This is a genomic window from Polaribacter pectinis (assembly GCF_014352875.1).
In the GTDB taxonomy this organism is placed as follows: Bacteria; Bacteroidota; Bacteroidia; order Flavobacteriales; family Flavobacteriaceae; genus Polaribacter; species Polaribacter pectinis.
The window spans coordinates 2,600,334-2,613,523 of sequence record NZ_CP060695.1 but is presented as its reverse complement, the minus strand read 5'-3'; the positions used below and the strand labels follow the sequence as shown (position 1 = coordinate 2,613,523).

The window sequence follows — 13,190 nt, the reverse complement described above, 5'->3', positions numbered from 1 at the left end:
AAAGCGCGACCCTTTTGGGGAACGCCCAAAGAAAAAACCGATACTTTCGCATCGGTTTTTAATTTTTATGAATATAATTCTTATAAAAAATTATTCCAAAAGATATTGCCTGTTTACCAGATTCTTACTCTTTCTTCTGGTTTTAAGTACATTTTATCTCCTTCTTTTACATTGAAAGCATCATAAAATGCATCTACATTTTTAAGAGGCATGTATGCTCTGTACATTCCAGGAGAATGTGTGTTTGTCATGATTAAGTTTTTAAGAGCTTCATCACGCATTTTGGTTCTCCAAATTGTTCCCCAAGAAAGGAAAAAACGTTGTTCAGCAGTATAACCATCTATTTTCTCTGGTCTTCCATTTTTATTTAAAAAGATTTGTAAACCTTCGTAAGCAGCTTGAACACCGCCTAAATCTCCAATATTTTCTCCTAAAGTATATTCGCCATTTAAGTGCATAGAATCAATAGCAATAATGTCGCTGTATTGTTTTACTAATTGCTTACCAATTTTAGCAAATTTTTCTGAATCTTCTTCTGTCCACCAGTTTTTAAGGTTTCCATCACCATCGAAACGAGCTCCAGAATCATCGAAACTATGAGAAATTTCATGACCAATAACAGCACCAATTCCACCATAATTTACAGCTTCATCTGCTTTGTAATTATAGAAAGGTGGTTGTAAAATTGCTGCTGGAAATACGATTTCATTATTTACAGGATTAAAGTAAGCGTTTACTGTTTGTGGAGACATTCCCCATTCAGTTCTATCTACTTCTTTACCTAATTTTGCCATGTTTTTGTTGTAGTTCCATTTGGTAACATTAATAGCGTTTTCGAAGTAAGAACCTCCATTTTCTAGACCTTTAACTTGTAATTCAGAATAGTCTTTCCACTTATCTGGGTATGCAATTTTAACGGTTAATTTATGTAATTTCTCTAAAGCTTTTTCTTTAGTAACTTCACTCATCCAAGGTAATTGTGCAATTCTAGCTTCGAAACCTAACATTACATTGTCAATCATTTCTTTTGCTTTTTCTTTTGCTTCTGGTGGAAACATTTTTGCTACATATAATTTACCTAAAGCTTCACCAATTGCACCATTTAAGTTTCCTAAAGCACGCTCATCTCTTGCACGTTGCTTTTTTGCACCACGCATTTCTTTTGCATAGAATTCCCAATTTGCAGTTTCTAAATCTGTAGAAAGTAAACCTAAAGAAGTATTAATAGTGTTCCAACGTAATAATAGTTTAATATCATCTACAGAACGATTTGTAAAAACATCGCTCATAGCTTTAAAATATCCAGGATCTGTAACAATAACAGTTTCTATATCTTTTACACCAATTCCTTCTAAATGTGCTTTCCAATCTATTGCAGGTGCTAATTTTTGCAATTCTGCAACTGTCATAGGATTGTAAATTTTTCTAATGTCTCTACCTTCTTCTTTAGACATCATTGGTTCTGCTAAACTAGTTTCGAAAGCAATAATTGTAGCTGCATTTTTTTTAGCAGTGGCTTCATCATCTCCAAATTCTTGCAACATTTTTGCTACAAATTCTTCATATTTATCTAGTTTGTCTTTTACTTTAGCATCTACATAATAATCTCTAGATAAACCAAGTGAACCACCACTCATGTAACCTGCATATTGGCTACTGTTTTTTAAGTCGTTAAAAACACCAAAACCATAAAAACCACCACCACCATAAGGTGCCATGTTTGTTAAATATGTTTCAACATCTTTTTTTGTTTTAATCTCGTCAACTTTTGCTAAATAAGGCATAACTGGAGCTTTACCTTGTGTGTTTCTAGCAACAGTATCCATAATAGTTTCGTAGTAATTTACTGCCTTTTCTTGATCAGAATCTATTTCATTTCCTTGAGCGTCTTTTACTTTTGGAAAATCTCTTTCTTCAATTGCTTGGTTTAAAATAACCAAAACGTCTGCATCTGTTTTTTTACGAAGTTGATTAAAACCACCCCAAGAAGTTTGATCGTCTGGAATTTCAGTTTTATCTATCCAAGTTCCATTAACATGTCTAAAAAAATCGTCTGTAGGTTTTACAGTTTTATCCATATTTTCTAAAGCAATACCAGGAACTTTTTCCTCTGGTTTTTCTTGCTTACAAGCAACAAGTCCTAAAGAGGCAATTGCTGATACAAAAAGTACTTTTTTTATTGTTTTCATTAGTATTTGTGTTAAATGATTTGATTGATTAGTATCTATATTTAATTAATGTTACAGTTTATCATAAATAATTTATGATTTTATTTTTTCTTTTGGAGGATTTGGTAATTGGTCAAAGCCCATATTAAATAATGTAAATCCAAAAATATCTGAATACTGTTCTATAGTTTTTGCAACAGGAGTTCCTGCTCCATGACCAGCATTGGTTTCAATTCTAATTAAGACTGGGTTTTCTCCTGCTTGTTTTTCTTGTAATTCTGCCGCAAATTTAAAACTATGTGCTGGCACAACTCTATCATCATGATCTCCAGTAGTTACCATTGTAGCTGGATATTTTGTTCCTTTTTTAACATTGTGTACTGGCGAATATCCTTTTAAATAATCGAACATTTCTTTACTATCATCTGCAGTTCCATAATCATACGCCCAACCTGCACCAGCAGTAAACGTATGATAACGCAACATATCTAAAACACCAACTGCTGGTAAAGCAACCTTCATTAAATCTGGTCTTTGCGTCATTGTTGCACCAACTAATAAACCTCCGTTAGAACCACCTCTTATTGCTAAATAATTTGAAGAAGTATATTTTTCTGCGATTAAATATTCTGCTGCAGCAATAAAATCATCAAAAACATTTTGCTTTTTTAGTTGAGTTCCTGCATCGTGCCATTTTTTTCCATATTCTCCACCACCACGTAAATTTGGCACTGCGTAAATACCACCTTGTTCCATCCAAACTGCGTTTGCAATACTAAAACTTGGTGTTAAGCTAATGTTGAAACCTCCATAGCCATATAAAATAGTTGGGTTTTTACCATTTAATTCAACTCCTTTTTTATGTGTAATAATCATTGGAATTTTTGTTCCGTCTTTAGAAGTGTAAAAAACTTGCTTGCTTGTGTAATCATCAGAATTAAAAGCAATAGAAGGTTTCCAATAAGATTCATACGTTCCATCTTTAGGGTTAAACTTGTAAGATGAACCAGGAGTGCTATAATTTGTAAAAGAGAAATACAATTCTTTAGCATCTGTTTTTCCACCAAAACCACTAGAAGAACCAACACCAGGTAATTTTACTTCTCTAATTAATTTTCCGTCGAAATCGTACTGTAAAACTTTAGAAACAGCATCTACCATATATTCTGCAAAGAAATAACCAGCACCAGAATTTAAACTCAACACATTTTCTGTCTCTGGAATAAAATCTTTCCAATTTTCTTTTGTAGGACTTTTAGCATCTACAGTAACCACTTTTTTATTAGGAGCATTTAAATTGGTAACTAAATACAATTTACTTCCACGGTTTTCTGTAACATAAGTATCACTTTCTACAGTGTCTATAATTGTAACTAATTTACTATTAGGTTGTGTTAAATCTTTTAAAAACAACTTGTTTCCTGATGTAGAAACAGAAGCAGAAATTATTAAATAATTGTTGTCTTCCGTTAAATAACCACCAACATATCTGTGTTTTTCCGAAGCTTTTTCACCAAAAATAACTGGATCGTTTTTTTGTGAAGTTCCTAATTTGTGATAATATAATTTGTGTTGGTCTGTTTTCGCAGACAACTCGCTACCTTTTGGTTTATCATAAGAAGAGTAATAAAAACCTTCGTTTTTGTACCAAGAAATTCCAGAGAATTTTACATCTACCAATGTGTCTTCTTTAATTTCTTTAGATTCTGCGTCCATTATAATTATTTTTCTCCAATCAGATCCACCTTCAGAAATTGCGTATGCTACAGTTTTTCCGTCTTTAGAAAAACTTAAAGAACCTAAAGAAGTAGTTGCATCGTCTGAAAAAGTATTAGGGTCTAGAAAAACTTCAGGTTCTGCATCTCCTTTTTTACGATACACAACATATTGGTTCTGCAATCCATTATTCTTGTAAAAATAAGTATAATCTCCTTCTATAAAAGGTGTTCCTACTTTTTCGTAATTCCATAATTCAGACAAACGTTTTTTTAGTTGTTCTCTATAAGGTATTTTACTTAAGTAATCGAAAGTAACAGCATTTTCTGCTTTTACCCAATCTTCAGTTTCTTTACTTCTATCATCTTCTAACCACCTATAATTGTCTACAACTGCTGTATTAAAAATGGTATCTGTAACTGGTTTTTTAGTTGTTTCTGGGTAATTCACTTCAATGTTTCTTTGTTTGATTTCTTCTTTACAGGAAGCAAAAATTGCAATAGCAAATAAGAAAGGAATGATTAATCTTTTACTCATGACGTTAATGGTTTGATGTTGAGTTTCAAAGTTACTATAAAAAAGGACTGTTAGTTAACTTATATATAATGTTTTAACAGTTTTTAACGTTTGAATTACATTTTAAATTGTGGGGTGTAATTTTTGAATAAAAAAAACGACTAATTTTGCACAAATAAAGATAGTATTATGACAGAAAATTTAACAAAAGAAACATTTTTAAAGAAAGTTTTTAATTTTGAAGAAAACAAAGAGTGGAAATTTGAAGGGAAAAGACCAGCATTAATAGATTTTTATGCAGATTGGTGTGGGCCATGTAAAATGATTGCACCAATTTTAGAGCAATTATCAGAAGAATATGAAGGCAAAATAGATATTTATAAAATTGATACAGAAGCTGAGCAAGAATTATCTGCTGCATTTGGTATTAGAAGTATTCCATCGATGTTGTTTTGTCCTGCAGAAGGAGAACCACAAATGGCAAATGGCGCTCTACCAAAAGCAGATTTAGAGAGAATTATTGCAGAAGTTTTAAAAGTAGAGAAGTAATAGCCCATCCTAACCTTCCCAAAGGGAAGGAACTCATATTCTTTATCATTATGTTTAAATTGTTGGGTTGAAGTAAAAAATATCCTGAAAAATTATTTTCAGGAAATTTTTTTATCAAAATTTAATACATAAGAATTTGATGCATTAGAAAATTATGTATATTTGTAGTTAAGAATTCGTCATTGCAAGGTACGAACCAATCTGTTAATTTAAAGTTACGATTGCTTTGGCAAAAAAGCCTAGCTTTAACTATTACACATCAAAAAATGGGAAATCAGAAATTATACAAAGGTTCTTTACAAACCATTATTTTAAAGTTACTAGAAACTAACAATAAAATGTATGGTTATGAAATTACACAACACGTAAAAGAATTAACCAAAGGGGAATTAAATATTACTGAAGGCGCATTATACCCTGCATTACACAAATTAGAAGCAGATGGTTTGTTAGATGTAGAGGTTGCTAAAGTTGGTAATAGATTACGTAAATATTACAAACTTACAGAAAGTGGAACAAAAGAAACTGCTAACAAATTAGAAGAAATGCAAGAGTTTTTAAAAACGATGCAACATTTGGTAAACCCTAAATTTAATTTGGAATAAAATGGAATTATCAGAAGCACAAATACAGCGTATAGAACATTACTTGAATGTTAAAAATATTACATACATAGATGTTCGTTTAGAGGTTTTAGATCATATAATTTCTGATGTGGAAAAAAATATCAAAGAAAAAGAAGTTGATTTTGAAGCCGCTTTTTATATAGTTACAGATAAATGGAATAGTATTTTAAAAGAAACTTCTAGTTTCTATTTTGGTATTGTACACTCTGCACCAAAAATTGTAATGGAGAAAGCGAAAAATCATTTTAAAGTCCACTTTTGGATTATGATAATTTTATCACTTTCTATATCTTTTGGAGATAAATTAGTCAAGTATAGTTTTTCTAATAACATGCAATCTTATTTTAATTATGGATTTAAATTTTTAGGTTTAATTTGTCTTATTTATTCTTCGATACTTCTTTACAGAAAGAAAAAAGATAAACTAAAAACATCATATAGTTTTATTCTAAAAACGCAAAGTTTAGGAATACTTTTTGCCTTTTTTCATTTACCTTTATCTACTTATTTTACTGAAACAGGTACTTTAAACACACTTTCTTTTATTTTTTTAATAGGGCAATTACAAATAATGTATGTGTTTTTTATTTTCTATAAGAAACATAAAGAAGCTGTTAAGAGATATAAAATTTCATAAATAATGGAATTGACAACAAGTCAACTTATACAAATAGACAATTATGTTTCTTCTTGTGGCATAAAATATTATGATGTACGAACCGAAATTGTAGATCATTTTGCTAATATTTTAGAAGAAAAATTAGTTAAAAATCCAGATTTGGATTTTAAAAAAGAAATAATTACAATTCACAGAAATTTTAGCGATAAAGGTTTTAGCAGTCTTCTAGAAGAAAAAAGAAAATCTGTAGAAAAAAAGTTTTATAAATTATCATTAAAACATTTATTGTCCTTTTTTAAATTACCTAGAATTATTATTTCTGGTGCTTTGTTTTATATTTTATTACAAGTAATGAGTTTGTTTAAAAATAAAGAAAACTTCTTCTTTCTAGTTTATTTTTTTGCTATTTTATTAGTTGTAAGAATTTTCTATCAAAATTGGAGGTACAAAAGAAAAAATAGAACCTCTTTTTTAGTATTAAATAAAACGGAGAATTTTTTACAAATTATAAATTTTGTATTCATTTTATTTAACTCTATGACCAATTTTAGAAGTGAGCAAAGTTTTGTAAACACTACACACAATTATATTCAGTTAGGTTTTTTTGTGATTTTACTATTGTTTTATTGGTCAGGAGAATATGTTTTTTATCAGAATAAAATGGAAATTCAAAAACAATACCCTAATGTAATTTTGTAAGTAATGAAATTAACAGACATCCACATAAAAGAACTCTACAAATTCACAAGAAAACATTACGTAGAACATTATGATGTTCAAACAGAATTGGTAGATCATTTAGCAAATGATATTGAAGAAATTTGCAATGAAAAACCAAGTTTATCATTTAAAGAAGCTAGAGATTTGTCTTTTAAGAAGTTTGGTGTTTTTGGTTTTATGGAAGTTGTAGAACAAAAACAAAAAGCCATGAATAAGAGATATTGGAAAATCTTATGGAGATTTTTTAAAGAATGGTTTACAGTGCCTAAATTATTAATTACTGCAACTATTTATATGATTTTTTGCGTACTTCTTCAAATAAAATATTCAGAATATATACTTCTTGGTTGTGTTTTTATTTTAGCAATTGTCGATTTAATTCTAATTTCAATCAATCATAAAAAGAGGAAAGAAAAAGAAAGAAAAAAAGAGAATATTTTCCTTTTAGAATCTATGATTGGAACCACAAGACATAGTTATGCTAGTTTAATTCTAGTTAATCTTTTTAATCTAATAAACCTCTCTGATATTAATTTTAGTTCATTAGCAATTCATTGGATTTTTGTGTCAGCTTTTATAGCAACATTACTTTGTATACTGTTTTACGTTGTTAATTATGTAATTCCCCAAAAAGCAGAAGAATTACTTCAAGAAACGTATCCTGAATATAAAATTGTTAAAAATTTGTAACATTTTTTAATTCTAAACTACTTATTAGCAATCAAACTAATTACTACAATATGATTTCACACTTTTTAAAACTAGAATGGAAACAATATTTTAGATCTTCTCATTGGCAAAAAGGTATTGCGCTAAAAATAATAATGGGCTTTTTTGTCCTTTATTTTTTAGTTACTTTTTTAGCAATTGGTATTGGAGGTTATTTTATTTTAAAGAAAGAATTCCCAGACCAAGACCCACTACAAATTGTGAATTCTTATTTGCTTTTTGCAATTTTAGCCGATTTAATTTTTAGGTATTTAATGCAGAAACTACCTATTATGAATATAAAACCTATGCTTATTCTACCAATTAAAAAAGGTAAATTGGTGCATTACGTGTTGGGTAAATCTGCTTTTTCGGCATTTAATATTTTAGGATTGTTTTTTTATATTCCTTTTTCAATCGTTTTAATTAAGGAAGGTTACAATACAGCAGGTGTTTTAGGATGGTTGTTTACAATGATTTTAATTATTCAATCTTCTAATTTTCTTAATTTTTTAATCAACAAAAATAACAAAGCACTAATAGCAATTGTAGCAATTTTATTAGCATTAATTGGTTTGCAAAATTTTGGATATTTAGATGTTGTTGGTTTTGGAGGTGAAATATTCAACTTTATTTATGATAACCCAATATATTCTTTAGTAGGAGTTATTGTTTTAGCTTTTTTATATAAATTGAACTTTTCTCAATTAAAAACACATGTTTATTTAGATGAAGCTGTAAAAACCAAAGTAGAAGAAGCAAAATCTGCAGATTTATCATGGGCTAACAAACTAGGTGATGTAGCACCTTTTATAAAAAATGATATCCGTTTAATTTGGAGAAACAAGAGAACAAAAACAGTTTTCTTAATGTCTTTTTTGTTTTTATTCTATGGATTAATTTTCTTCACAAGTGATAAATACAGCGAAATGCCAGCAATGTTAATGTTTGCATCCTTATTTATTACAGGAGGTTTTACATTAAATTACGGACAATTTATTCCTGCTTGGGATAGCGCACATTATAAATTGTTAATGAGTCAGAGTTTTAGATACCGTAAATTTTTAGAATCTAAATGGCTTTTAATGGTAATAATGACAGCTGTTTTATATGTTTTAAGTTTTCCTTATTTGTATTTCGGAATCGATATTTTTCTAATGATAACTGCAGGAGCAATTTTTAATATTGGTTTTAATTCACTCTTTTTATTATTTGCAGGATCTTTCAACAGAAAAAGAATAGATCTAACAAAAGGCGGTTTTGGAAACACACAAGGTACAAGTGCAACACAGTTTCTAATTATTATTCCATTAATGGTTTTACCAATGTTATTATTTTGGGTTTTCAACAAGTTTGTTGGGCATAATTCAGGATTTATTGTGGTTGCAGCAATAGGAATTATTAGTTTATTATTAAGAAATTATGCGATGGATTTTATCGAAAAAAGATATATCAAAGAAAAGTATATAATGATAAATGCATTTGGAAAAGAAGCATAAACCAATCAACTTTAAAGAAAAAATTACAATGATACAAACTACTCAATTATCAAAAAAATACGGAAAAGCAGAAGTATTAAACATAGATTCATTAGAAATACCTACAGGACAAAGTTTTGGTTTAGTTGGTAATAATGGCGCAGGTAAAACAACTTATTTTAATATACTTTTAGACTTAATTAGACCAACAACTGGTGCAATTACAAACCACAATATAGAGGTGAATAAAAGTGAAGAATGGAAAAATTTTACAGGTTCTTTTATAGATGAATCTTTTTTAATTGGTTACTTAACACCAGAAGAATATTTCGAGTTTATTGGAGATTTAAGAGGAATGAATAAGGCAGATGTTACAACTTTCATTAGCCAGTTTGATGAGTTTTTTAACGGAGAAATTATTGGGAAGAAAAAATATTTAAGAGATTTAAGTAAAGGGAATCAGAAAAAAGCAGGAATTGTTGCAGCAATGATGGGAAACCCACAAGTTGTAATTTTAGATGAACCTTTTGCTAATTTAGATCCAACAACCCAGATTAGACTAAAGAAAATCATTAAAACGTTAACAGAAAACAGAGAAATTACAGTGTTGGTTTCTAGTCATGATTTAACACACGTAACAGAAGTTTGCGAGCGAATTGTTGTTTTAGACAAAGGAATTGTGGTAAAAGATATCGTAACATCATCAGAAACTTTAAAAGAATTAGAAAGCTATTTTGCTGTATAAGTAGTCTATTCTTAATTTATTACTATTTTTACACTCTTATTTATACTATTTCCTAAAGAAATCAGTTTTAAATAAGAGTTTTTTAATTTTATGAAATATATCAAAAAAATAATCTTAATAATTGCTGTTTTTACAGTCTTATATGCTTGTAGCACAAAAAAAGACACTGTAATTAATAGAAATTTTCATGCACTTACTACAAAGTTTAATGTGCTTTTTAATGGTAAAGAAGCTTTTAAAGCTGGGTTAGAAGGAATAAATAATGGTTATGTAGACGATTATTTTAGGCAATTGCCAATAGAACCAATAGAATTTGAAGAAGATAAAATAATAATTCCTACTTATTCTAGAAGTGAAATGGGAGCTGGTTTTGGTGATGAGAGCCAAGAAGAAGAAAAAAAGGCAGCAACACCTTTTGAAAAAGCCGAAGAAAAAGCAGTAAAAGCCATACAAAGGCATGGTATGAATATTAACGGAATAGAACGCAATAGCCAAATAGATGATGCTTATTTGTTGTTAGGAAAGGCACGTTATTATTCGCAACGTTTTATTCCTGCAATAGAAGCGTTTAATTATGTAATTGCTAATTACCCAAATGCCAATTTAATTGCAGAAACTAAAATCTGGAGAGCAAAAACAAATATTAGATTAGATAACGAAGAATTTGCTATAGAATCTATGAAGTTGCTTTTACAAGTAAAAGATACACTAGAAGCAGACTTGCCAGATGAAATTAAAGAACAAGGTCATACAGCATTGGCAATGGCTTATGTAAAAGCAGATAGTGTTCAAAAAGTTAAAAAACACTTGCATTTAGCAACTAAAACCTTGTTAAATAAAGAGCAAGGAGCTAGAAATTTATTTATTTTAGGTCAGATTTATGCTTCAGAAAATAAAAAGGATTCTGCAATAATGGTTTTTAAAAGATTAGAAAACTTTAAAAAAGCACCCTACAAGTTTAAAATTCATGCCAATATAGAAATTGCAAAAAATTCAACCAAAGATTCTTCTACTGTAGCTTTAATTGAAAAAATGCAAAAACTAATTAAGAATAGAGATAATAGACCTTATTTAGACGAATTGTACTTTCAAGTTGGTTTCTTACATGAAAAAAATGATAGTATAAAAATAGCTATAGAAAACTACAATAATTCTTTACAAGCTAAAAACGGAAGTAATAAACAAAAAACATTTACCTATGAAAGACTGGGTAATTTGTATTTTAAAAATGATGATTATCAACTAGCTAGTGCTTATTACGATAGTGTTATAAATGTCGCTTCAGATAGTTTAAACTTGCGTATTAGACGTGTAAAAAGAAAGCATAAAAATTTAGCGTCTTTAATTAAATTTGAAAACGTTGTTGCAGAAAATGATAGCATTCTTAAAATAGCATCTTTATCTAAAGAAGAACAAGAATTATTTTTTCAAAAACACATAGATAAATTAAAAAAAGAAGATGAAGAAGCTGCGCAATTAAAATTGAATCAAATTGCTTTTGGGTCTACTTTTGGAGGAAATCCATTACAATCTGGTAAACAAGGAAAATGGTATTTTTACAATAACCAATCTTTAGGTTTTGGTAAAACAGAGTTTCTAAAAGTTTGGGGAAATAGAAAGCTAGAAGACGATTGGCGTTGGTCATCAAAAATTGATTTTAACAATGCAGATGAAGATTCTATACAAGTAAATACTAAAGATTTGCGTTATGATCTAGCTAGTTATTTAGAAACAATTCCTACAAATGAGAAAGTTATAGATACTCTTAAAATGGATAGAAACCAGGCTTTATACGAGCTTGGTATTATTTATAAAGAACAATTTAAAAACCCTGCTTTTGCAATTAATAGGTTAGAAAGAGTAAAAAATTTAAACCCAAAAGAAGAATTAATTTTACCAATTAATTGGCATTTATACCAAGTTTATAAAGAGATTGAAGAAGAATCTAAATCTGATTTTTATAAAAACGTTATTCTTACAAAATACTCAAATACGGTGTTTGCAAAAATAATTAAAAATCCGAATGAGATAATTACAGAAGAAGTTGCAGTAAATGAGGTAGAAGATAAATACAAGGAATTTTATTATTTATACAAAGAGCATAAATATCAAGAAACTGTTAAAGTAATTGTAGATTATTTACCAACAATACAGAATTCTAAATTAATTCCTAAATTTGAACTATTAAGAGCTTATGCAATAGGGAAATACACAGACGAAAAAGCATACAAATTTGCATTAGAATCTGTGGCAATAAAATATGCAAATACAGAAGAAGGGAAAAAAGCAAGAGAAATTGTAAAACAATTAAACAAGTAAAAGAATGTTTAGTAGTAAAGATAAAAACCCAAAAAAACCAAGAGCTATGGAAAGAAATGTTGTTGCAAAAAACACAACTATTGTAGGTGATATAAATTCTGATGGAGATTTTAGAATAGATGGAACTTTAGAGGGAACTTTAAAAACAAACGGACGTGTAATTATTGGTGTAGATGGTTTAATAAAAGGAAATGTAGAAGCAACTAATGCAGATATAGAAGGTAAGTTTTCTGGACAATTACAGGTTTCTAACACATTAACTATAAAAGCAACAGCTAATATCTCTGGAGATGTTGTTATTGGTAAATTGTCAATAGAACCAGGAGCAAGTTTTAATGCTACTTGTGCAATGAAAGGAGCTTTAAAAGAATTGAACCAAAACAATGGACAACAAAAAAACAAAGAAAAAACCGCTTAACAAAGCCATTGCTCTTTCTGGTGCAGGTTTGCAAATGGGTTTAACAATCTATTTAGGTTTTTTGCTTGGTAAATGGTTAGATAAAAAATTTGAACTTGAATTTTTAACAGAAACAATTACCTTACTTGCCATTTTTTTAGCAATGTATTCATTAATAAAACAGGCTAATAAAATTAATGAATAAAGATATTTTTAATTACATAGTGGTATTTACTGCATTATTCTTAATCGGTTTTTACTCACACAATTTTATTATAATTTCAAATAAAATTACATTATCCTTTTCTTTAGAAAAAACATATCACTTTCACGCGTTCTTTTCTGCACTTGTTTGTGTTAACTTAAGATTTTTTTCTAAAAATGAAAAAGTAAAACCACAATTAGGTTTTATCTATTTAGGGAGCTTAATTTTAAAACTTGTATTGTTTAGTGTTGTCTTTTACAACCCTTTGTTTACGATAGATAGTTTTAAAAATTCAGAAAAAATTTCTTTACTAATTCCGGTTTTAATCTTTTTGTTTTTTGAAGTTATTTTTACTGTAAAAATCTTAAATAGAAAATAATAAGAAATAATTCATAAAAAAGACTTTGTATTTTTGAATTATTGC

Annotated in this window: 13 protein-coding genes; 11 read left to right on the top strand and 2 right to left on the bottom strand. The window is 28.7% G+C overall.

Features of this window, described 5'->3' with window-relative positions:
- Positions 1–113: 113 nt before the first annotated feature.
- Positions 114–2,189, bottom strand: coding sequence for a M13 family metallopeptidase (locus H9W90_RS11655; RefSeq protein ID WP_187481765.1), 2,076 nt, complete (start codon positions 2,187–2,189; stop codon positions 114–116).
- 72 nt (positions 2,190–2,261) lie between these two features.
- Positions 2,262–4,421, bottom strand: coding sequence for a prolyl oligopeptidase family serine peptidase (locus H9W90_RS11650; protein ID WP_187481764.1), 2,160 nt, complete (start codon positions 4,419–4,421; stop codon positions 2,262–2,264).
- A 168-nt stretch (positions 4,422–4,589) separates the two neighbouring features.
- Here H9W90_RS11650 and trxA point away from each other — a divergent pair, with 168 nt between their 5' ends.
- The 11 genes from trxA to H9W90_RS15530 all read left to right on the top strand — a co-directional run bounded on the left by trxA (position 4,590) and on the right by H9W90_RS15530 (position 13,145).
- Positions 4,590–4,949: a thioredoxin gene (gene trxA, locus H9W90_RS11645; RefSeq protein WP_187481763.1), complete on the top strand. Its 360-nt coding sequence runs from the start codon at positions 4,590–4,592 to the stop codon at positions 4,947–4,949.
- Positions 4,950–5,215: 266 nt separating this feature from the next.
- Positions 5,216–5,554 carry a PadR family transcriptional regulator gene (locus H9W90_RS11640; RefSeq protein WP_187481762.1) on the top strand — a complete coding sequence of 113 codons (339 nt, stop codon included), beginning with the start codon at positions 5,216–5,218 and terminating at the stop codon, positions 5,552–5,554.
- A 1-nt stretch (position 5,555) separates the two neighbouring features.
- Positions 5,556–6,212: a hypothetical protein gene (locus H9W90_RS11635; protein ID WP_187481761.1), complete on the top strand. Its 657-nt coding sequence runs from the start codon at positions 5,556–5,558 to the stop codon at positions 6,210–6,212.
- A gap of 3 nt (positions 6,213–6,215) precedes the next feature.
- On the top strand, positions 6,216–6,893 hold the full coding sequence (locus H9W90_RS11630) for a hypothetical protein (RefSeq protein ID WP_187481760.1): 678 nt from the start codon (positions 6,216–6,218) through the stop codon (positions 6,891–6,893).
- 3 nt (positions 6,894–6,896) lie between these two features.
- On the top strand, positions 6,897–7,604 hold the full coding sequence (locus tag H9W90_RS11625; RefSeq protein WP_187481759.1) for a hypothetical protein: 708 nt from the start codon (positions 6,897–6,899) through the stop codon (positions 7,602–7,604).
- Positions 7,605–7,654: 50 nt separating this feature from the next.
- Positions 7,655–9,121, top strand: a complete 1,467-nt coding sequence (locus H9W90_RS11620; protein ID WP_187481758.1) for a DUF5687 family protein — start codon at positions 7,655–7,657, stop codon at positions 9,119–9,121.
- 28 nt (positions 9,122–9,149) lie between these two features.
- Positions 9,150–9,845, top strand: coding sequence for an ABC transporter ATP-binding protein (locus tag H9W90_RS11615; RefSeq protein ID WP_187481757.1), 696 nt, complete (start codon positions 9,150–9,152; stop codon positions 9,843–9,845).
- Between the two features lie 90 nt (positions 9,846–9,935).
- A complete protein-coding gene (porW, locus tag H9W90_RS11610; protein WP_187481756.1) occupies positions 9,936–12,164 on the top strand; it encodes a type IX secretion system periplasmic lipoprotein PorW/SprE in 2,229 nt (742 codons plus the stop codon).
- Positions 12,165–12,168: 4 nt separating this feature from the next.
- Positions 12,169–12,582 (top strand): bactofilin family protein, encoded by a 414-nt coding sequence (locus H9W90_RS11605; protein WP_187481755.1) that lies wholly within the window; start codon positions 12,169–12,171, stop codon positions 12,580–12,582.
- On the top strand, positions 12,548–12,766 hold the full coding sequence (locus tag H9W90_RS11600) for an AtpZ/AtpI family protein (protein WP_187481754.1): 219 nt from the start codon (positions 12,548–12,550) through the stop codon (positions 12,764–12,766). The genes H9W90_RS11605 and H9W90_RS11600 overlap by 35 nt, the downstream gene beginning before the upstream one ends.
- Positions 12,759–13,145, top strand: coding sequence for a DUF6168 family protein (locus tag H9W90_RS15530; RefSeq protein WP_222934229.1), 387 nt, complete (start codon positions 12,759–12,761; stop codon positions 13,143–13,145). Before H9W90_RS11600 ends, H9W90_RS15530 begins: the two co-directional genes overlap by 8 nt.
- Positions 13,146–13,190 lie beyond the last annotated feature (45 nt).